Source organism: Rothia mucilaginosa (assembly GCF_049990865.1).
GTDB lineage: Bacteria > Actinomycetota > Actinomycetes > Actinomycetales > Micrococcaceae > Rothia > Rothia mucilaginosa_I.
In genome coordinates this window covers 992,251-1,012,090 of the sequence record NZ_CP188231.1, presented here as the reverse complement: position 1 = coordinate 1,012,090, position 19,840 = coordinate 992,251, and the positions used below count along the sequence as shown (strand labels likewise).

Below are 19,840 nucleotides of genomic sequence, written 5' to 3'. Positions count from 1 at the left end.
CGACTCATCAAGGAAGCTCATGAGCGAGAACACTCCCAAGACCGTGCTGGTCACCGGCGGCAACCGAGGCATCGGCTACGAAATTGCCAAGGAATTCCAGGCAGCAGGACACAACGTCTGCATCACCTACCGTAGCGGTGAAGCCCCCGAAGAATTTTTCGCCGTCAAGGCAGATGTACGCGATGCCGACAGCATTAACGAAGCATTCAAGGAAATTGAGGCAGAATTCGGCCCCGTGGAAGTGCTGGTCGCCAACGCAGGTATCACCCGCGACATGCTGCTGATGCGCATGAAGGAATCCGACTTCACCGACGTGGTCGACACCAACCTCACCGGTTCTTTCCGCGTGGTTCAGCGCGCCATCAAGGGCATGCTGAAGCTCAAGCGCGGCCGCATCATCCTGGTTTCCTCCGTGGTGGGTCTGTACGGTTCCCCCGGTCAGGTCAACTACTCCGCATCTAAGGCTGCACTGGTCGGTATGGCACGCTCCATCACCCGTGAGCTGGGTGGCCGTAACATCACCGCTAACGTGGTGGCACCGGGCTTCATTAACACCGCAATGACCGAGGTTCTGCCCGAAGAGACCAAGAAGAACTACCTGGCATCCATCCCGGCTGGTCGTTTCGCTGAGGCTGAAGAGGTTGCTCGCGTGATTCGCTGGCTCGCATCCGATGAGGCTAGCTACATTTCTGGCGCTGTCATCCCCGTTGATGGCGGCCTGGGCATGGGTCACTAACCCCACCCTGTACGGACTGCATAAAGCGCCCGAGCGTGGGCGCACCCTTTCTAGACTTAAGGACATAAAACTATGGCACAGCTGACCGGCAAGACCATCATCATTACCGGCTCCTCCCGCGGCGTTGGCGCAGACACCGCACAGATTCTCGCCGCCGAGGGCGCGAACATTGTGGTGAACTACCGCTCCAAGGCACCGCGCGCGAACAAGATTGTCAAGGCTATTGAAGAGGCTGGCGGCAAGGCAATCGCAGTGCAGGCTGACGTGACCAACAGCGAGGACCTGCAGAACCTCGTCAACACCGCTGTGGAGACCTTCGGCTCCCTGGACTACCTAATCCTGAACGCTTCGGGCGGCATGGAAACCGGCATGGGCGAAGACTACGCAATGCGCCTGAACCGTGACGCACAGCTGAACCTGGCACGCCTGGCTGCAGAGAAGATGCCCGAAGGTGCACGCATCGTGTTCGTGACCAGCCACCAGGCGCACTTCATTCGCGAGGTTGAGACCATGGACGAGTACAAGCCCGTCGCAGAGTCCAAGCGCGCAGGCGAAGACGCACTGATCGCCGAGATCCCCGCACTCTCCGAGAAGGGTATCTCCCTGGTCGTGGTGTCCGCTGACATGATTGAAGGCACCGTCACCGCAACCCTGCTGAACCGCCTGCACCCCGGTGCTATTGAGCAGCGCCGCGAGACCGCCGGCAAGCTCTACACCGTCAACGAGTTCGCGCAGGAAATCGCGAAGATGGTCACCGCAGACGTTGAGACCGGCCACGTTGAGCTGGTCGGCGGCGCACGCGGCTTCATCGACTAATAACTTCAGCTGCTATAGGTGCCGTTGCGGATGCACCCGCACCCCTGACAAGGTACATCTGACAAGGTACATTTGATGAGGCGCGCCGCCCCTTTACGCGGCGGCACCTATAGCCCCTGAGCCCCCTATAGCTCCTAGATTTTGCGCGAGGAACCCAATGTGGGGTGCCCGCGCACTATGTGCGCCCACCGCTCCGATAACCCGGCACGGGTTGCGGGGTGGGGCGCATCCCATCCATCTAACTCACTGGAAGAAGAACCATGAGCACCGTACTCAACCTTCAGAATGTCTCCGTGATTCGCGGCGGCCGCCCCATCCTTAACAACGTTTCGTGGACTGTGAACGAAGGTGAACGCTGGGTCGTTCTGGGCCCCAACGGCGCCGGTAAGTCCACTCTGCTTTCGATTGCGGCAGCCCGCCTGCACCCGACCAGCGGCGAGGTTGAAATCCTTGACGAGACCCTCGGCGCTGTTGACGTGTTCGACCTGCGCCCGCGCATTGGTCTGTCCTCCGGTGCTTCGGCTACCCAGATTCCCGCCAGCGAGAAGGTCTCTGACGTTGTCGTGACCGCAGCGTATGCCGTGTCCGGCCGCTGGAAGGAAGAATACGACGTCATGGACGACGAGCGTGCCACCGAGCTGCTGGCTGACTGGGGCGTCGATACCCTCGCTGACCGCACCTTCGGCTCCCTCTCCGACGGCGAGCGCAAGCGTGCACTGATCGCCCGCGCCCTCATGACCGACCCCGAGCTGCTGCTGCTGGACGAGCCCGGCGCAGGTATGGACATCTCCGGCCGTGAGGACCTGGTCGAGCGTCTGACCGCACTTGCCGCTGACCCCTACGCACCGGCTACCGTACTCATCACCCACCACCTCGAGGAAATCCCGGCGGGCTTCACCCACGCCCTGCTGATCCGTGACGGCGGCGTGGTCGCAGCCGGCCCGATTCTGTCCACCATTACCGAGGCGAACCTCGCAGCAACCTACGACATGGACCTGGCTCTGACCGTCACCTCCGCGGGTCGTTACTCCGCGTTCAAGCGCGCATGAGCCGTGCCCCGAAGCAGCTGAGCGCAGAACAGATCGCTGAGCGTGCCGAGCGTGTCTACGCCATCGAGTCGGTCACGGCCCTGGCGCAGGCACCCGAGCAGGATTTGCGCTACTACACGCAGCTGACCGATGTGAAGCTCCGTAGCGCCATGGAACCGCAGTGGGGTATTTACATTGCGGAGTCCTCGAAGGTGATTCGTCGTGCGCTCGCTGCCGGTCATCAGCCCGTTTCTTTCCTGATGAGTGAGAAGTGGGCTGATGATTTGGCGGATGTTTTGCGCGCCCATCCTGACACTCCCGCGTATGTGGGTAGTGAAGAGCAGCTGGAGCGGGTGACCGGTTTTCATCTGCATCGTGGTGCGTTGGCGGCGATGGCTCGTCCGGCGCCGCAGCCTCTGGAGCAGTTGCTGCAGGGTGCCTCTCGCGTGGCGATTTTGGAAGATATTGTGGACCACACGAATGTGGGAGCTATTTTCCGTTCGGCTGCCGCGCTGAACGTGGATGCCGTGCTGGTGACTCCGCGGTGTGCTGATCCGCTGTATCGCCGCTCGATTCGCGTGTCGATGGGTACTGTTTTTCAGGTGCCGTGGGCTCGCTTGGAGTCGTGGCCTGCTGACTTGCAGACCCTGCACGAGCTGGGCTTTAAGAGCGCGGCGTTGGCTCTGGAGGAGGACTCGCTGACCCTGGAGGAGCTGTCTGCTCGCCGGGATGAGAAGCTTGCGCTGATTCTGGGCACGGAGGGGCACGGTCTGTCGCCCCGCACCTTGGCGGCGTGTGACGATACGGTGATGATTCCGATGTCGCACGGTGTGGATTCTTTGAATGTTGCGGCGGCGAGCGCCGTGGCGTTCTGGGAGACCCGCCCGCGTTCATAACCCGAGTCCTAATCTGGTTATTAACCCGCGTGAGTGCCTTCTTCGGGTGCCCTCGCGGTGTGTAGGTTGGTGCCTGTGAGGGAACGTACTGGGATTTAATCCGTGAAGGTGGTACCCTTAATGGGTTGTGCGCGCCCTATGCGGGCACAATGGTGATGCGCTCTGAGATTTTCTCGATAGCTGCACATCGAAAAACCTACTCCATCTATATAAGGGCTACTGGCAAAATCCAGTAGCAGAAGAAGGTAATCAATGAAGGCAGAAATCCACCCGGACTACAACCTGGTTCTGTTCCGCGACCTCGCATCCGGCAAGGTCTTCCTGACCCGTTCTACCATGACCTCGGACAAGACCGAGAAGTGGGAAGACGGCAACGAGTACCCGATCGTCGAGGTTGAAATCTCGTCCGAGTCGCACCCGTTCTACACCGGTAAGCAGCGCATCATGGACTCCGCAGGTCGCGTCGAGCGCTTCAACGCACGCTTCGGCAACTTCGGCAAGAAGTAAATCTTCTGTCCCAGTTTTGCTTTTTAGCGAAATCAATGCCCCGTTCTCCTTGGTTTTCAGGGAGGCGGGGCATTGTGCGTTCTGCGGCACATAGCAAAATAAATCGCGTGAACGTGAGGAAAGTTGTAGTGTAAAACCTTTCGTTCGCCGGTGCGCAGACCCGCTGACAGCGTTACAATGGGAAAGTATTTTGCGAGTTGTGCATTTTCTGTGCCCTCCAGCGCCGCCCCGTATCGGCGGGTATTCTCCGGCTCTCTGCATTCTAGAGACTTCGCTGGATGCGCTGCGCACCTCGCGTATCACCACCTCAAACAAAGGACAACTTAATGAGCGACGCTCACTCTGAACCGTCGCAGAAGAAGAAATGGGTCAAGCGTATTCTGCTGATCCTGCTGATTCTTCTGCTGGTTATTACCCTCGGTATTGGTTTCTTTATTTGGCGTGCTGGCCACACCTGGGATAGCAAGACCGAGAAGTTTGACTCCATCACTAAGGTGGATGAAGATCTCAGCAAAATTAAGGAGCAGCTTGGCGAGGCTAAGAAGCTCAACGTGACGGATCTGAAGGCTCCGACCGTCACCAACTCGGATACCGGCAAGAACGGTGCTAATGGCGAGAACAGCTCCGATGCTGCTGCGGCTCTTGCAGCTAACGCGAGCGATCACGATAAGGACGGCGACGGCATCCTGGATGACGGTTACAGCTACAATGTCGTGAAGGGTCCGGGCAAGAACATCCTGCTGCTCGGTAGCGATACCCGTTCCGGTTCTGAGGCTGCTCTGGTGAGCGGTTCCCGTGCAGATAGCATCATGCTTGCTCACATCCCTGCTGATGGTAAGGGCGTGTACCTGGTCTCGATTATGCGTGATACCTGGGTGAACATCCCCGGCTACGGCGCGGCAAAGATTAACGCGGCACTGAACTACGGCGGTATTTCTCTGCAGGTTGCAACCGTTGAGAACCTGCTGGGTATCAAGATTGATCACGTGGCTGAGATTGAGTTTGAGGGCTTCAAGGCTCTAGTGAACTCTGTTAATGGCGTGGATGTCCAGGTACCTTTCGACTTCGATATCAATGCGTGGTCTTTCAAGCAGGGTATGCAGCATATGGATGGTGGTGCGGCTCTTGCGTTCGTGCGTGCTCGCTACCCGTTCGCTGACGGCGACTACCAGCGTGTTCGTAACCAGCGTGCGTTCCTGCGTGGTATGTATAACACGATGAAAGCTAAGGGCGCATTGAATAATGTGGGTTCTTTCCAATCTGCTGTTGAATCTATCGCAGGATATATGCGCGTGGACTCCGGTCTGGATGCAGCGCAGATTGCCCAAATTGCGGCTCCGGTGCTGACCAGCGGTGACACCACGATGCGTATGACCACCCTGCCGAACGCAGGCCCGGGTTGGTCCTACGACGGTCAGTCGATTGTTATCGTGAACCAGGCTGCGAATGCTAACCTGTCCTATGCTTTGCAGCATGACAGCATGGATCAGTTCATGGCGACTTACGGCCAGGACTAAGATCTGACTCCTTGCGGGGGTGAAAGCTGATGAGGCTTTCGCCCCCGCTGGTTTTTAACTGTTCCCGAAAAGCTGTCGGAATGTAGATACCTGGAAGTGCCTCGTTGGCGTTTAGAGAGCTGCTGGGGCACACAAAAGGGCGGCTACCTCACCGTGATGGTGGGGTAGCCGCCCTTTCGTATCTTTACGCTCTGTCGCAGAGGAGCTTATGCCTTCATATTGGTTTCTTCTGCTTCTTCAGCAGTTCCCTCTTCTTCGTATTCTTCCTCATACTCGTCATAGTCCTCGTAGTAGGGCTGACGACCAAAGTAGAAGGCGACTGCCGCAACGGCGCCACCCAGAATAGCGATGAGGATGCCGAGCATCGGGGTCCACAGCATCGAAATCAGGCCGGCGACCAGAACGGCGAGGCCTGCACCCTTGACCAGGTTCACCAGGCGGTCGCGTTCGTTCGGCTCGTAGTACTCCTCTTCTTCCAGGCTGTACTCGATCATCGGCTTCTCGGCGGTGGGCTCATGGTGGGTCGACTCAGAAGCAATGGAACCGCCGGTCAGGGAGCTCATGAAACCGCGACGCTTCTTCGGAGCCTGCTGTGCGGAGGACTCCAGGTAGTGGCGCTCGCCTTCGGTGGGTACGAATGCGGCGGGCACCTCGTACTCTTCGCCAGCGGGTAGCAGTGCCGGAACGTTATTGGGCAGAGTCTCGTACCATTCCTGCGGAATGTCGGCGGGGCGTGCAGCCTGAACGGTCAGCGACAGCTCGAGGGTGTTACCGCGAATAGTGCCCCACGCACTGGTGAGGCGGTCGTTCTCAAACGCGTAACGAATGACGGGTGCGAGCTGCTCAGACATCTGGGTGCTCAGGCGGCCCACGAGCTTGCGGTCGTGGCGCACCTCCACGCTGTCAACGAAGCGGCCGTCGGAGGTCTTGAGCTGGTTCGCTTCCAGGGTCAGGATCACGCGACCTTCACCGCTGGGCGGCAGGATGCTGTGCAGGTATTCGGAGTGTTCCTTCTCGTCGAGTACCTTCATGGACGGGCCCTGGGGCAGCAGGGTCGCGCGGGTCGGTGCGTCGTTGAGGGGGAAGAGCGAGCTAGGCGCGGACAGGGAGAGAACACCGGTGCTCTTCACGTGCATGCCGCCGCCTTCAGTGCGTACGGCAACAGCGGAGAGCTGCAGGTGCGCGATGGGTTCGTAGCCGGAGGCGACCACGCGGGTAATGGAATCCCAGTACGCTGCGGAGTCCTCCACGCTCATGCGGCCTACCTTGAACTCGTCAATGTAGACGGCAATGCTATTGGGCTCGTAGGGGTTATCCGGTTCGGGCACGAGGCGCGCTTCACCGTACCAGATCCGTTCACGGTCGATGTGCAGTTCCTCAAAGATTTGGAGGGTTTCTGCTTCGTAGTAATCATCGGTGACGATGTTAACGCTACCGCGGTCACCGAGTGCGTAATCGACCACTGAAAACTCCTTCTGATATGTCTAAGCGAGCGGATACCTAGTCTATTCTCTCATGCTTTCAGTCTGGACAGCTTATAAATAGGGGTGACATTTATCTGTCTTTTGGCACCGGGTGCATATAGTCTTGTACCCTAGCGAAACTACCCCGCCAACTACCTCACCAACAAGCGCCTATGTCGGCGTTTGAACCACCGTATGAGAGAAATATGTAGACGGCGTACCGCCGCTGTGAATTCTATAGATGAGCCAGAAAAAGACCACCGCCCGGCACGTCCCGGAGCATTACCGGGAGCGTGCCGAACGGCAGTCTCTCACAGCGGATTGAGAACCTAGCGGGGGGGGGAGCGGAACCTAGTCTAGATACCTGGTTACCTAGACACCTAGATACTTGGATACCTAGGTACCGACTCGCACCCCGCTCGGCTACTCAAACCATGCAGCTTAGTCCTGCAGGGAAGCGTTGAACTTCTGCGCCACAATCGAACGGCGGCCGTGATCCTGAGCCTCCAGCACCAGACGACGCAGAGCCGAAGGAGCCTCGGGGTTCGCCTCCAGCCAACGCTGAGCCAGCGCAACGGAGGGGTTACCCTCAACACCCAGACCCTCGGTGGAGCCGGTGTTGTACGGAGCCTTCGGGTACAGGCCACGCACAATACGGGTCGCCATACCAATCGAACGGGACGCCCAAATGGGCAGCAGAGCCTCAAAGTAGGAGTCGTAGTAGGACTCACGCAGCTCAACCGGACCGCGAGCAAAACCGTTAATGGTCGAAGCCAGGGCGTCGTTCGACAGCGACTCGTCTTCCATGATGGTCTTGTACGCAGCAGCCTTACGCTCAGCAGAGGGCAGGGCAGCAATCGCGTACGCGTAACCATTCGAAGAAATCGAGGAGGGGCTGTACTTAGCCGCACGGTCCAAATCCTCAACGGTCACCAGGTCACGGCTTGCGAGCGCACCCAGCGCACTCCAACCCAGGTTCTGGTCGTAAGGAATACCGGTTGCGTCAGCAATATCGCCGGTGGTGTCTTCGAAAGCACCGCGGGCAATATCGCGGCAGAGCTCTTCACCCTTGGTCGCGTTGGTGGAGACCGCAATCAGGGCGCGCAGCAGAATCAGCTGCTCGTCGGAGCCGGGCTTAGCCTGTGCCAGTGCAGCTGCGAATGCGTCGTAGAGAGCGTCGTAGAGGCGCTCGCGGCCGGTGGGTGCGGAGAAGGTTGCGATAGCGACCTGTGCGTTGTTGACCATGGTGCCCAGCAGGGATGCGCTCGGTTCCTTGGAGACGTTGCGTACGACTGCGTCGACGTAGGTGGTGACGGGCAGGCGTGCATCGCGCACGTTCTCCCAGAGGGAGCCCCAGATGAGGCCGCGGGAGAGTGCGGATTCGAGGGTGGAGACACCTTCGATAGCTGCCTGCAGGCCGTCTTCGTCGGTCAGGGCAACCTTGGCGTAGGTGTGATCCTCGGCATTGAGCATGAGCAGGTCAGCTTCGCCAACGAGCTTCTTCTGCTCATCGGTGAGCTCCACGCGGTGCTCGGAGACGGGCTCTGCCGGGTACTCGAGGGAGAACAGGCCGGTGGAGGTGAGCTTGCCGTCGGTTAGTGCGAAGGTTTCCAGCTTTGCCACGTGGGGGCGGCCCAGACCTGCGGGCTGCTGTGCGGGCAGTTCCTGGGTGAGGATCAGGTCGGTGAGCTGGCCGTCTTCGCCGTAGACGCGCTTGGTGCCCAGTGCGGACACGCCGGAGGTCTGCAGCCATGCGTTAGCCCATGCCTGCATGTCGCGGCCGGACACCTCGTTGAGTACCTGCAGGAAGTCGTTCAGGGAGGTGTTGCCCCACTCGAAACGCTTGAAGTACACGCGTGCTGCTTCGATGAAGGTGTCGAAGCCTACGTAGGCGACCAGCTGCTTGAGCACGGATGCGCCCTTTGCGTAGGTGATGCCGTCGAAGTTCTGCGATGCTGCTTCTAGGTGGGGGATGTCAGCGACGATGGGGTGGGTGGTGGGTAGCTGGTCCTGCATGTATGCCCATGCCTTGCGGTTGTTCGCGAAGGTGACCCACGCATCCTCAAAGTGGTTAGCTTCCTTAGCGCCGAGGGTGCCCATGAAGTCTGCGAAGGATTCCTTGAGCCACAGGTCGTCCCACCACTTCATGGTGACGAGGTCGCCGAACCACATGTGCGCCATTTCGTGGCAGATGGTGTTGGTGCGGCCTTCGAGGTCGTCCTCGGTTGCGCCGGAGACGAAGATGTAGTCTTCGGTGAAGGTGACCAGACCGGGGTTCTCCATTGCGCCGATGTTGTATTCGGGCACGAATGCCTGCTCGTACTTGGGGTACGGGTAGGGGTAGTCGAAGAGGTCCTGGAAGAAGTCCAGACCGTTTTTGGTGACCTTGAAGATGTGGTCGTAGTCGAAGTGCGGCTTGAGGGACTGGCGGCAGTATGCGACCAGGGGGATGTCACCGCTGTTGACCTTGCTCTTGGGCTTGTAGGTGGTGGTTGCGGTGAAGTATTCGCCGGCAACAATTGCGGTGATGTAGGTGGAGATCTTTGCGGTGGGGGAGAAGACTCGCTTGGTGATGGAGTCGTCGGTGGGGTCTACGACCTGGCTTTCGAGTACGCCGTTGGAGCTGACGACCCAGTCCTTGGGTGCGGTGATGCGGAAGTTGAAGACTGCCTTCAGGTCGGGCTGCTCGAAGTTCGGGAAGACTCGGCGGCAGTCGGAGGGCTCGTACTGGGTGTACAGGTAGACGCGACCGTCGGAGGGGTCGAAGTAGCGGTGCATACCTTCGCCGGAGCGGGAGTAGTAGGAGCGACCGTGGATGGTGAGCACGTTTTCTGCCTGCAGGTTGGGCAGGGTGATGCGTGCGCCGTTGACGACGTCAGCCAGGGTCAGTTCGGTGCCGTTGAGCTTAACGGAGTCGACGCTGTGATGGATGTAGTCGATGAAGGTTTCTGCACCGGGGGTGTTGCAGGAGAATCGGACGGTGGTGACGGTGGGGTAGGACTCGAATTCGGGGTCCTTGGCGTTAGTCAGGTCGACATGCACGTCGTAGGTGTCGACACTGATGAGAGCCGAACGTTCTGCGGCTTCTTCGCGGGAGAGGTTCTCATTATTCATGCTCTTTATTCTAGTCGTTATGACCGAAAATATGGCAGTTGACTGGGGTGTGCCGGTCATATTACTCACGGTGCGAGAAGATCACCGGGGGCACGGCGAACCAACCAACCTTGAATATGTGACGCAGAACATGCCCATTCGATTTGCAGAGTATTCAGAAAGCCCGTATAGTATTACGTGTTGCTTCGAACGGCACCGAAAGGAAAACGTTCGAAAGTCACCTGCGCGGGTGGCGGAATAGGCAGACGCGCTAGCTTGAGGTGCTAGTCCTCGTATTAGAGGGTGGGGGTTCAAGTCCCCCCTCGCGCACAGATAATCCCCGGTTCTTCGGAACCGGGGATTTTTGTATGCCCGGATGGTCCCATCAGCTTTAGTGTGCTGGCATGCGCCTTTCGGAAAGGCCTGTGCTGAAAACTTTCGGACTGAAAACTTCCTGGCCGCAAACTTTCGGGCTGCAAAATAGGCACAGAAACTTCAGTCGCAGAAATTTCCGTCGCAAAGAAGCGCTCAAAATATATCAGCGCGCAAAAAAGTAGTGGGGTGAGGTTCCTTGAAGGGAACCTCACCCCACACTAGCTACGCTAGGGAAGCTAGAAGAACAGCTGCATCAGCTGACACTGAATTACTCAGCCAGACGCTCCGGGTCGGTGGTGACCAGAATCTTCACAGCGGTCTCGTTGTGGTGGATCAGGGTGTCGAAGCCCTTGTCGATGAGGTCTTCCACAGCGATCTTGCCGGTGATGAAGGGCTTGAGGTCAATCTTGCCGGACTCAACGAGCTTGATGGTCTCCGGGTGGGAGTTCACGTATGCGATGGTGCCGCGGATATCGAGCTCCTTGAGTACAACCTTCTGAACGTCCAGGGAAGCGGGCTTACCCCAAATGGAGACGATGACGACCTTACCGGTGGGCTTGAGGGCATCCAGAATCAGGTCCAGTGCGGGCTGAACGGAGGTGCACTCGAATGCGATGTCAGCGCCACGGTCGTCGGTCAGCTTGTGAATCTCAGCCAGAACGTCAACCTCTGCGGGGGAGAAAGCGTAGTCAGCAACGCCGGAATCCAGAGCCTTCTGGCGGCGCAGCGGGGACAGCTCAGAGATGATGACCTTAGCGCCCTTAGCCTTCAGAACTGCGGAGGTCAGCAGACCGATGGGGCCAGCACCGGTGACCAGTGCGAATGCGCCCTCTTCGAACTCGCCTGCACGCTCAACAGCGTGGTAGCCAACGCTCAGCGGCTCAATCAGTGCAGCTTCGTCCAGGGGAATGGTGTTGGGGATCTTGTGAACCCAGCGACGCTTGACAGCGACCTTCTCGGACAGGCCACCACCGCGACCGGCAAGGCCGATGAAGTTCATGTCCTTGGACAGGTGGTAGTCCTTGGAGTCGGGGCCGGTGTAGACGTCATCGCGAATGATGTAGGGCTCGACAACAACGTGGTCGCCAACCTGCAGGTCGTCTACGCCTTCGCCCAGTGCCTCAACAACACCGGAGAATTCGTGACCGAGGGTGACGGGGGAGTCCTCACCAGAAATGGGGTGGGGGTGACCGTGCTGGGGGCAGAAGATGGGGCCGTCCAGGTATTCGTGCAGGTCGGTACCGCAAATGCCGCACCATGCGACCTTGACCAGAACCTCGCCCGCAGCGGCTTCGGGTGCGGGGATGTCTTCAATGCGGATGTCGTTACGGTCGTAGAAGCGTGCTGCCTTCATGGGATGGAGCTCCTTAGCGTGGTTGTGGCGCTCACTGCGGTGTGTGCTTGCCGGTACGGTTCGCATCCATGGGTCTGTCACGGTAATGGCAGAGGCCCAAACGACATGGTTTGGACCGGTTGTGAACTGTCCTGCCGGCATTCGCATCGCTAGCGCCGGATGGTGACGGGTGCGGCTGGATTGCCGCTCCCATGTGCTTAACGCTACTCCTATGAATCAAAGATTCCTAGGATATATACAAATTTTCTTTTATGTGACACAAATTTCTTTTTGGGTGTTTTCGACTCCATCATGCCCGAACATCTAGCGCCCGGCGAGCGCAGACGGTAGCGTAGAAGCATGACTGACGCGAACGCACAGGGCACTGCCGCCCCCACCCAGCCCACTTCTGATAATTCCGGTCGAACGGTACCGAACCGACCCGCCGCAACAACCCGCCACTATGACGCGCCCGATGCTGATTGCGTGCGCGGTAGCGAGTACTCTGAGATCCTTGCCCTTGAAACCGAGCAGCGTAAGCGTGCCGCTGAGCACCGCCGCAAGCACAAGCACGCACATCCCGAGCAGAAGCACGCCGACCATGGGCAGCCTGAGCAGGAACGTAGCCACGGCGAGCGCCACGGTCATGGAAAGGGACACGGAAAGGGGCACAGCCCGCACCGCGGTCATGGAAAAGGTCACCACCTCGACGAAGACAGCGGGCTGGCGCATATTCGCCGCGACCTCGCCGAATCCGTAGCCACCCGCGCGGACTCCCTGACCGCAATTCTCAAGGCGATTCACGCGCATCCTGAGACCGCCTACGAGGAGTACTTCGCCTCCCGCACGCTCGTTGACGCGGTCCGCGAAGCCCACCCGAACCTCAGTATCGAGTACCCCGCCTTCGGCCTGGATACCGCGTTCAAGGTGGAGCTCACCAGCGCCGACTACGACCCCGCCAAGCACCGCACCATCGCGATTCTCTCCGAATACGACGCGCTGCCGGGCATCGGTCACGGCTGCGGCCACAACGTCATTGCGGTATCGGGGCTGGGTGCTTTCCTTGCCCTGGCGGATGCGCTCGCCACCGGCCCCGAGGCGTTCAGCGGTAGGGTCCTCTACTACGGCACGCCCGCCGAAGAGTCTGAAGCCGGTAAGGAGCTGATGGCGCGCGCCGGGGCATTCGAGCAGGTGGACGCCGCCATTATGGTGCACCCCTACTTTATGGATGTGGCTGATCAGGCGTGGCTGGGCCGCCGCGAATGTCGTGTGACCTATAGGGGCGTGAGCGCGCATGCGTCCTCGCACCCGTTTATGGGTCGTAACGCGCTGGATGCGGCGAACCTGGCGTATCAGGGTTTGGGTCTGTTGCGTCAGCAGATTCCCGGCTCTGACCGTATCCACGCGATTATTGACCACGGCGGGGACGCTCCGAACCTGATTCCTGCCACCGCGAGCCTGCACATTAATATCCGTTCTAAGCACGCGCCGACTCTGCGTGCGCTGTCGCGACGGGTTGAGGAGGTGCTGCGCGGCGCGGCGCTCATGGCTGGCGTGAGTGCGGAGGTGACGTGGGATTCTTCGCCGATGACCATGCCGGTGCGTACGAATCGTCCGCTGTTGAAGCGTTGGGTTTCGGCTCAGCGTTCGGTGGGGCGCCACCCGTACCCGCCTGGCACTGTCAGCGATACCCTGGCGGCTTCTACCGATTTCGGTAATGTGAGCCTGCGTGTGCCCGGTATTCACCCGCTGATTCAGATTGCGCCCGAGGGTACCGGTATGCACACGGTGGAGTTCGCGCACTGTGCGGACACTCCAGCGGCGGTGGATGCTGCCCTGGATGCGTCGTTCGGTTTGGCTTCTGTGGCTTTGGATTTCCTGGTTGATGACGAGTTGGCGCAGGCGGTTCGTGCCGATTTCGAGGCTTCCGGCGGTGCCGTGGATGTTGAGGGCTACTTTAGCGACATGTGAGAGCGACATGTGAGCTTGCTCAAAAGGTCAGAACGTCATTATTTGGTTTTATGAGTGAAAAACACCCCTCATAGCCCATAAAGTCACCAGCACCCATCGAAAAAAGCAAAATAACCCAACACAAAACGCAAAATCTGCGGCATAATAGAAAGTAACGAAGCGAGCCCACCTCAGGAAATTCACCCCCGAGGCACACACCCGCTTCCTTATAAACCCCGCGAGAATCCTCTCGCACCACACGGATAACTCTCACGAAAGAGGGCATACAGCAATGAACGGTGTCAACAACCCCACCAAGCTCGGCGTCATCGGTGCAGGCGGCGTCGGTAGCGCAACCGCATACGCAGCTATGGTCCGCGGCTCCGCAGACGAAATCGTCCTGTACGACATCGACGGCAAGCGCGCACACGCTGAAGCACTGGACATCGCACACGGCGCAATGTTCGCACACGAAGCAACCGTAACCGGTGGCGACGACATCGAACTGCTGCGCGACTGCGACATGGTTATCATCACCGCTGGTGCTCGCCAGAAGCCTGGCCAGCCCCGCCTCGAGCTGGCAGGCGCAAACGTCGCAATCCTCGAGAAGCTGCTGCCGAACATCCTGTCCGTAGCACCCAACGCAATCATCATGCTCGTCACCAACCCCTGTGACGTTCTCACCATCGTTGCCCAGAAGATCACCGGCCTGCCCGCAAACCGCGTGCTGTCCTCCGGTACCGTTCTGGACTCCTCCCGTCTGCGTTGGCTGATCGCTAACAAGGCTGGCGTCTCCATCAAGAGCGTTCACGCAAACGTTGTTGGCGAGCACGGCGACTCCGAGTTCCCCGTCTGGTCCGCAGCAAACATCGGCATGGTTCCCCTGACCGAGTGGGAGCAGGACGGCAAGCCCGTCTTCACCGAAGAGGTCCGTGCAGAACTGGCAACCGAAGCTATGCGCGCAGCGTACAAGGTCATCGAGGGCAAGGGTTCCACCAACTACGCAATCGGTATCTCCGGCGCACGTATCGCTGAGGCATTCCTCGGCGGCCAGAACGCAGTGCTGCCCGTCTCCACCACCATTGCAGGCGAGCTGTACGGCTTCAAGGACGTTGCACTGTCCCTGCCCACCATCGTCAACCGTGAGGGCATCCAGCGCGTGCTCGAGGTTCCCATGAACGAGGCTGAGCTGGCACAGCTGAAGGCATCCGCTGAGGCAATCCGCGCATCGGCAGCATCCCTGGGCTTCTAAAACCCCGGCTTCTCATTCTCTCGGGCTCAACCCGTAAGAAGCAAACATTCAGTAGGCGCAGCGTCAAGCTGAACTAACCGACAGAAGAACCCGCCGCACCCGGCACCTGCTCCCTTGAGGAGTGGGGAAGCTGGGGACGGCGGGTTCGCTGTGTCTATCAGGTGTTTCTATGCGGTGCTTTATGTACGGTGCGTGATGCGCCGCGTGCATGCTTGGCTTTACCGGCCTCGCCGCACCGACCTGGCTTTACCGCTCTGACTTTGTGGCTCTCTTCGCCGCCCCGAACTTATCAGCCGGTTGACCTGCCGGTTGACCTGCTGTGCCCGTTCATAGTTCCGCATTTAAACCGCCCTATGACCGCCCGGCGCACACCATAGGCGCGTAGGTAGTAGAATAATGGCATGAGCATTGATCCTCGCACCGAACTCACCCGCCTCCTTGACGCGCTGGAGGCGCACCTGACCGCCGTCGTAAACCGAACCGGCGAGCACGACCCCGCCGTCGATGAGGCGTACGTAGAAATCGCCAACGCCTTCGAAGCCTACGAAGATTCCCTCTTCGAAGCCTACAACGAGGTCACCCCCTTGAGCGTTTACGGTGACGAAGACGAGGACGACCTGGAAGAAATCCTCGACGATGAAGACGACATCGACGACGATATCGAGTACGAGGACTAAATAGCGCCTCGCCCATACGTTACGGACCGACCCCTGACCGGTACCCCCTACGCGGGGTAATACGGCAGGGGTCGAACCGTACCCACAACACCCGCGTAGATCTTGCCCTCAGCATCTACTGAGCATCCACCACGCACCTACCGAGCATGTACCGAGAACGGAGACACCCGTGAGCGAACCCCGCACCTGGCGCGACGCCGCCCTCATCCTCCGCACCCAAAAACTCGGCGAAACCGACCGCATCATCATCATGCTCACCCGCGACGGCGGAATCACCCACGCCGTCGCCAAAGCCGTACGCAAACCCACCTCCAAATTCGGTGGGCGACTCGAACCGTTCATGCACACCGACCTGTCCTTCAGCCGTGGCAGAACCAACCTGCACACCATCACCCAGGCGGCAACCCTGCACGCCTACACCGCACCTATCATGGCGAACTATGATGCGTACACGTGCGCCTCCACCATCGCCGAACTGGCGGAAGCACTCACCAAAGACACCGACAGTACCTCCGATATTTACACTCTGACTCACGGGGCGCTTGCCGCGCTTGCGCACGGGCAGCATGTGCCGCAGAGGATTCTGACCCGCTACCTGGCGCGCAGCATGAACGCCGCCGGCTGGCCGCTCATCGGTGAGAACTGCACCCGATGCGGTAACCCGCTCGTGAACACAAATTACCCTGGCGATAACGGAGCAGACACTAGCACCCCCGGCACTACAATCCCCGGCGCTACAGGCGGAAGCGGCAGGTACATTGCCTTCCACACCGCCCACACCTACGGGCACCACACGGTCCTCTGCCCCCAATGTGCACCCGCCACCGACACGCCCCTGACCGGCCTGCGTGCCGAAGAGCTCGGCTATGCGCTCGCCACCGCATCGGCGGATCCGCGCGCCTGGGAGACGATTGATGCAGCACCCGTGCCGGTTGCCTCCAAAATTCTGGGGCTCTACCTGAAAACCACCCAGAACCTGCTCGAACACCCCCTGAAAACGGCGAGCGCCCTCGAGAACGAAAGTCCTTCGCTGTAAAGAACCACCCGCACAGTGTAGATGCACGCCGGTGCGCCAATCATGCGTCAACCAGGACGCAAAATAACCCCCGAAGCACCCGCCCATGCGCGCTGTGTCACGGTAAAATAGCTACAGCACGCCAGGTTTGTATCTGGCGCATATCTAGGCAAACGACCCCGGGGGAGAACCCGCCAGGGAAGAAAGGCACACATGGCACGCACCCAGCCCGTACCCCCGCCCGCACACCCCACCGGGGCAACCCCGCCGCCGATTCCGAAGAAGTTCATTCCGCAGCACGTCGCCGTCGTCATGGACGGTAACGGACGCTGGGCAAACGAACGCGGCCTGCCCCGCACCGAGGGCCACCGCGCCGGCGAGGCGGCACTGCTGGATGTTGTTGCGGGCGCTATCGAGATGGGCATCCCGTACGTGACCGCCTACGCGTTCTCCACCGAAAACTGGAAGCGCTCACCCAGCGAAGTGGCGTTCATTATGCGTTTCTCCACCGAGGTGTTGCAGCGCCAGCTGGCAACCCTCAAGACCTGGGGTGTGCGCATCCGCTGGGCTGGCCGCCGACCCAAGCTGTGGAAGAACGTCATCGAAGAGCTCGAACACTGCGAGCGCGAAACCATCGACAACACCGTCTGCACTCTCACCATGTGCGTGAACTACGGCGGCCGCGCAGAAATCGCTGACGCGGCGGCAGCTATCGCAGCGGACGCTGTGGCGGGCAAGCTCAAGCCCGGCAACATTACCGAAAAGACCATCCAGAAGTACCTGGACGAGCCGGACCTGCCCGACGTTGACCTGTTCCTGCGTTCCTCCGGTGAGCAGCGCATCTCGAACTTTTTGCTCTGGCAGAGCGCCTACGCCGAGATGATTTTCATGAACGTGCTCTGGCCCGACGTTGACCGCCGCACCCTCTGGGAAGCTGTCGAAGAGTACGCACGCCGCGACCGCCGCTACGGTGGCGCTGTCGACGCCGTCGCCAACGACAAGTAGCCCCCGGTATACAGACCAGGCACGCCCGGCTCATAGCCCCATAAACCACCCACACCCTCCAACACTAGGGAGAACAAATGCGCATCTACCCGACCTTCTTCAACATCTTCTTCAAGGGCATGGACCCCGAGAAGGCACACCACGTCGGCTTCTGGGGCGTTCAGACCCTGCGCAACGTCGGCATCACCCGCGCGCTGCGCAAGTACTTCCAGCCCGCACCGGAACTGGCAACCACCGTCATGGGCATTACTTTCCCCTCGCCGTTCGGCCTGGCTGCAGGCTTCGACAAGGGCGGTAAGGGCATTGCTGCACTGGCTGGTATCGGCTTCGGCCACGTCGAGATTGGCACCATTACCGGTCAGGCGCAGCCGGGTAACCCGCAGCCGCGCCTCTTCCGCCTCGTGGAAGATAAGGCGGTCATCAACCGCATGGGCTTCAACAACGACGGTGCCGCAGCGGCAGGCCCGCGCGTTGCCGCCGCCCGCGCAGACCTCGAAACCGAATACCGCGGCGCCGTACGCCCCGTCATTGGCGTGAACATCGGCAAGACCAAGGTCGTTGAGCTTGAAAACGCTATCGAGGACTACCTGATCTCTACCCGCACCCTGGCACCGCAGGCAGACTACCTGGTCGTCAACGTCTCCTCCCCGAACACTCCGGGTCTGCGCACCCTGCAGGCTATCGAGTCGTTGCGCCCGCTGCTTGCCGCCGTGCGTGAAGAGGCAGACCGCGTATGCCCCAACCGCCACGTACCGCTGACCGTGAAGATCGCGCCGGACCTGGTCGACGAGGACGTGATTGAGGTGGCAGCCCTGGCGAAGGAACTGAAGCTGGACGGCATCATCGCCACCAACACCACCATCGCCCGCGACGGCCTGGGCCTGACCAGCGACATGACCAAGGTCAAGGAAATCGGTGCCGGCGGTCTTTCCGGTGCGCCGCTGAAGCCCCGCTCCCTTGAGGTGCTGCGCCTGCTCAAGCGCGAAATTGGCGACGACCTCGCTATCATCTCTGTTGGCGGCGTGACCACCGCTGAGGATGTGCAGGAGCGCCTGGACGCTGGCGCTGACCTGGTGCAGGGCTACACTGCGTTCCTGTATGAGGGTCCGCTCTGGGCGGCACACATTAACCGTGGCCTGGTGAAGCTGCGCCGCGCTCGCCGCTAAAAGGTGTACAGGCGGGGGGCTTTATGCTCCCCGACGTGTTGACTCTGTGCGCTAACTTGGCGTGCTGAAAGGGGGCACTGTTCTCTACCCGTTGGGGTGGAGGCGGTGCCCCCTTTTGTGTGCCCTCTATTCCGCCGAAAAGCCACATGTGTTTCGAAAAGCCACTAAAGAAGTAGCTTTTCGAAACACATGTGGCTTCTGAGCGTATAAGTTCGCGCTCGCGCATAATGGAGATAAGCGGGAGACCATGCACTACAACGATGTGGAGGACCAACCATGAACCCCAACATGCTGAACCGCCGCTCAATGCTGACCGGAGGCACACTCATCAGCCTCAGCGCCCTACTCGCCGCCTGCGTGCCGCACGACATCATAACTGCAGGAGATGGCTCCACAGCTCCCGGCACGCCTGCCACCAGCAGCAGCTCAAGCAGTAGCGCCGGCAACAACGCCAGTAACGGCGAATACCGCAAAGCAGACGCCAAAGGCCCCGCCCAGAACGTCCCCAAACCCAACGCCCCCGAAAACGGATACCGCGCAAAGACCCCGGAGGGCATCCTCAAAACCATGGACGCCTGGAACCAGTGGGTCAACTACGGCGTCCAAACCGGCGACTACAGCAAAGCACGCGAATTCCTCTCCACCTCAAACGACGGAGAACTCAAAATCTATCGCGAAATAGAAGCGCTCTACCAGCGCGGCGGATGGGTCATCGACGGCATCGAACACTTCGAACCCGAAGGCATACCCTGGAGCGACGACAGCCGAACCTACTACCTGAAAACCAACCACGAATGGGACAAACACACCGAGGTAGAACCCGACGGCCGCCAAGAAACCTGGAGTAGCGACAAGGAAGAAGAAATCTACGTCTTCGCCCTCGAACACCGCGACGGCACATGGCAGATCCTCTACTCCCAAATCGACGCCTAACCGTACCGGCGTCTAGCCACGGTTATACGTCCAGAAGCCACATGTGTTTCGAAAAGCCACCAAAGAAGTAGCTTCTCG

General features: G+C 59.8%; 16 protein-coding genes and 1 tRNA gene. 14 read left to right on the top strand and 3 right to left on the bottom strand.

Annotation, left to right across the window (positions count from 1 at the left end; translation table 11 throughout):
- Nucleotides 1-19 precede the first annotated feature (19 nt).
- The 6 genes from ACP3RB_RS04035 (at nt 20) to ACP3RB_RS04010 (ending at nt 5,500) form a co-directional block, all read left to right on the top strand.
- Nucleotides 20-736: a beta-ketoacyl-ACP reductase gene (locus ACP3RB_RS04035; protein WP_005509097.1), complete on the top strand. Its 717-nt coding sequence runs from the start codon at nt 20-22 to the stop codon at nt 734-736.
- Between the two features lie 72 nt (nt 737-808).
- Nucleotides 809-1,552 (top strand): SDR family oxidoreductase, encoded by a 744-nt coding sequence (locus ACP3RB_RS04030; RefSeq protein WP_060824810.1) that lies wholly within the window; start codon nt 809-811, stop codon nt 1,550-1,552.
- Between the two features lie 260 nt (nt 1,553-1,812).
- A complete protein-coding gene (locus ACP3RB_RS04025) occupies nt 1,813-2,601 on the top strand; it encodes an ABC transporter ATP-binding protein (RefSeq protein WP_294631075.1) in 789 nt (262 codons plus the stop codon).
- A complete protein-coding gene (locus ACP3RB_RS04020; protein WP_314933872.1) occupies nt 2,598-3,476 on the top strand; it encodes a TrmH family RNA methyltransferase in 879 nt (292 codons plus the stop codon). Before ACP3RB_RS04025 ends, ACP3RB_RS04020 begins: the two co-directional genes overlap by 4 nt.
- A 252-nt stretch (nt 3,477-3,728) precedes the next feature.
- Nucleotides 3,729-3,983, top strand: coding sequence for a type B 50S ribosomal protein L31 (locus ACP3RB_RS04015; RefSeq protein ID WP_005506069.1), 255 nt, complete (start codon nt 3,729-3,731; stop codon nt 3,981-3,983).
- A 326-nt stretch (nt 3,984-4,309) separates the two neighbouring features.
- Nucleotides 4,310-5,500 (top strand): LCP family protein, encoded by a 1,191-nt coding sequence (locus tag ACP3RB_RS04010; RefSeq protein ID WP_311452311.1) that lies wholly within the window; start codon nt 4,310-4,312, stop codon nt 5,498-5,500.
- Nucleotides 5,501-5,706: 206 nt separating this feature from the next.
- On the opposite strand, the gene ACP3RB_RS04005 is transcribed toward ACP3RB_RS04010, so the two are convergent.
- Both ACP3RB_RS04005 and pepN read right to left on the bottom strand, forming a co-directional pair.
- On the bottom strand, nt 5,707-6,963 hold the full coding sequence (locus tag ACP3RB_RS04005) for a hypothetical protein (protein WP_311452310.1): 1,257 nt from the start codon (nt 6,961-6,963) through the stop codon (nt 5,707-5,709).
- Between the two features lie 441 nt (nt 6,964-7,404).
- Nucleotides 7,405-10,077 carry an aminopeptidase N gene (gene pepN, locus ACP3RB_RS04000; RefSeq protein WP_426699506.1) on the bottom strand — a complete coding sequence of 891 codons (2,673 nt, stop codon included), beginning with the start codon at nt 10,075-10,077 and terminating at the stop codon, nt 7,405-7,407.
- 223 nt (nt 10,078-10,300) lie between these two features.
- Here pepN and ACP3RB_RS03995 point away from each other — a divergent pair.
- Nucleotides 10,301-10,386: transfer RNA gene (locus ACP3RB_RS03995), tRNA-Leu, on the top strand.
- A gap of 313 nt (nt 10,387-10,699) precedes the next feature.
- Here the strand turns inward: ACP3RB_RS03995 and ACP3RB_RS03990 are convergent.
- On the bottom strand, nt 10,700-11,785 hold the full coding sequence (locus ACP3RB_RS03990) for a 2,3-butanediol dehydrogenase (protein WP_304193583.1): 1,086 nt from the start codon (nt 11,783-11,785) through the stop codon (nt 10,700-10,702).
- A gap of 339 nt (nt 11,786-12,124) precedes the next feature.
- On the opposite strand from ACP3RB_RS03990, the gene ACP3RB_RS03985 reads away from it, so the two are divergent.
- The 7 genes from ACP3RB_RS03985 (at nt 12,125) to ACP3RB_RS03955 (ending at nt 19,762) form a co-directional block, all read left to right on the top strand.
- On the top strand, nt 12,125-13,735 hold the full coding sequence (locus ACP3RB_RS03985) for an amidohydrolase (protein ID WP_426699505.1): 1,611 nt from the start codon (nt 12,125-12,127) through the stop codon (nt 13,733-13,735).
- A gap of 271 nt (nt 13,736-14,006) precedes the next feature.
- The gene (locus tag ACP3RB_RS03980) at nt 14,007-14,966 is read left to right on the top strand and encodes an L-lactate dehydrogenase (RefSeq protein ID WP_049341246.1); all 960 of its coding nucleotides are present in this window, start codon (nt 14,007-14,009) and stop codon (nt 14,964-14,966) included.
- 401 nt (nt 14,967-15,367) lie between these two features.
- Nucleotides 15,368-15,643, top strand: a complete 276-nt coding sequence (locus tag ACP3RB_RS03975) for a hypothetical protein (protein WP_311452306.1) — start codon at nt 15,368-15,370, stop codon at nt 15,641-15,643.
- Nucleotides 15,644-15,812: 169 nt separating this feature from the next.
- Entirely contained in the window at nt 15,813-16,679 is an 867-nt protein-coding gene (gene recO, locus ACP3RB_RS03970) for a DNA repair protein RecO (RefSeq protein WP_426699504.1), read from the top strand.
- Nucleotides 16,680-16,871: 192 nt separating this feature from the next.
- Nucleotides 16,872-17,663, top strand: coding sequence for an isoprenyl transferase (locus ACP3RB_RS03965; protein ID WP_005509086.1), 792 nt, complete (start codon nt 16,872-16,874; stop codon nt 17,661-17,663).
- 77 nt (nt 17,664-17,740) lie between these two features.
- Nucleotides 17,741-18,829 carry a quinone-dependent dihydroorotate dehydrogenase gene (locus ACP3RB_RS03960; protein ID WP_049341239.1) on the top strand — a complete coding sequence of 363 codons (1,089 nt, stop codon included), beginning with the start codon at nt 17,741-17,743 and terminating at the stop codon, nt 18,827-18,829.
- Nucleotides 18,830-19,105: 276 nt separating this feature from the next.
- The gene (locus tag ACP3RB_RS03955) at nt 19,106-19,762 is read left to right on the top strand and encodes a DUF6318 family protein (protein ID WP_426699503.1); all 657 of its coding nucleotides are present in this window, start codon (nt 19,106-19,108) and stop codon (nt 19,760-19,762) included.
- Nucleotides 19,763-19,840 lie beyond the last annotated feature (78 nt).